Below are 1,370 nucleotides of genomic sequence, written 5' to 3' on the forward strand. Positions count from 1 at the left end.
TATGGCATGGTCCTCGCGCATCTCGGCATCGCGGTCAGCCTGGCCGGCATGGCGTCGGACAGCGCGTTCACCAAGGAAACGCTGGTCGCGGTGCGCGCAGGCGAAGCAGCGCGCGTGGGGCCCTACAGCGTTACGCTCGACGGGATCTCGCCGGTGATCGGCGAGAACTGGTCCGCGCTCGAGGCGCAGCTGACCGCGACGCGCGGCGATGACCGCACGCGGCTCCACCCGCAGCTTCGCTTCTTCGCCAATCCGCCGACCAGCACCAATGAATCGGCGATCCTGACCGCGCTCGACGGCCAGCTCTATACCGTGCTCGGCCAGCCCGACGGGCAGGGGCGGTGGCAGCTGCGGCTGTGGTGGAAGCCGTTCGTGACGCTGATCTGGTTCGGCGGCGTGCTGATCGCGCTGGGCGGCGCGCTGTCGCTGGTCGGGCGGCTGCGTCGCGAACGGCGCAGCGCGGTCCGGGCGGCCTGGGCATGAAGCGGTTCGCGCTCTGGGCGCCGCTGGCGATCTTCGCCTTGCTGTTCGCGGTGGTGGCGAGCGGGCTGTTCCGGCCGGCGGACAAGGTCGTCCGCTCGGCGATGGTCGGCAAGCCGCTGCCCGATTTCGCGCTGCCCGCGATGGTGCCGGGCAAGCCGGGCCTGACCAGCGCCTCGTTCAAGGGTGGTCAGCCGCGGCTGCTCAACGTGTTCGCCAGCTGGTGCGTACCCTGCATCGCCGAGGCCCCGCACCTGATGCGGCTGAAGACGATGGGCATCCCGATCGACGCGATCGCGATCCGCGACACGACGCCCGCGATCGCCGGCTTCCTGCGCCGCAACGGCGATCCCTATGCGCGGATCGGCAGCGACACCGCGAGCCGGGTCCAGCTCGCGCTCGGCTCGTCGGGTGTGCCCGAAACCTTCGTGGTCGACGGCCGCGGGATCGTCGTCAAGCAGATCATCGGCGACATCCGCGAGGACAATATCGGCGAGATCGTTCAGGCCGTCAGGGAAGCCCGATGAGCGGGCGGTCAAGCCTCGCGCTAGCGGCAGTCGCGACGGTCGCCGCGCTGCTGTTCTCCGCTGCACCCGCCGCCGCGCAGCCCGTGACGCCGCCTGCGCATTACGCCAATGTCCAGCTCGCCGACCCCGCCAAGGAAGCCTCCGCCAAGGCGCTGATGGAGACGCTGCGCTGCCTCGTCTGCCAGGGCCAGTCGATCGCTGACAGCGATGCCGACATGGCCGCCGACATGCGCGCGCTGGTCCGCGAACGGATCGCGCGCGGCGAGACGCCCGCCTCGGTCCGTGACTGGCTGGTGTCGCGCTATGGCGATTATGTCACCTATGACCCGCCGCTGTCGGGGCTGACCTGGCCGCTATGGCTGG

At 70.5% G+C, this 1,370-nt stretch carries 3 protein-coding genes; all 3 read left to right on the top strand.

The features are described 5' to 3' along the window. Window positions 1–483, top strand: a 483-nt coding sequence (locus tag sphsw_RS11390; protein ID WP_031440726.1) for a cytochrome c-type biogenesis CcmF C-terminal domain-containing protein, incomplete at its 5' end; no start/stop codon positions are given. Next, window positions 480–1,007: a redoxin family protein gene (locus sphsw_RS11395; protein ID WP_031440727.1), complete on the top strand. Its 528-nt coding sequence runs from the start codon at window positions 480–482 to the stop codon at window positions 1,005–1,007. The genes sphsw_RS11390 and sphsw_RS11395, both read left to right, overlap by 4 nt. Next, window positions 1,004–1,370 (top strand): cytochrome c-type biogenesis protein (locus sphsw_RS11400; protein WP_031440728.1); only part of this gene is annotated, 367 nt, incomplete at its 3' end. The genes sphsw_RS11395 and sphsw_RS11400, both read left to right, overlap by 4 nt.

The sequence above is a fragment of the Sphingomonas sp. FUKUSWIS1 genome (assembly GCF_000733135.1).
GTDB classification, from domain to species: domain Bacteria; phylum Pseudomonadota; class Alphaproteobacteria; order Sphingomonadales; family Sphingomonadaceae; genus Sphingomonas; species Sphingomonas aerolata.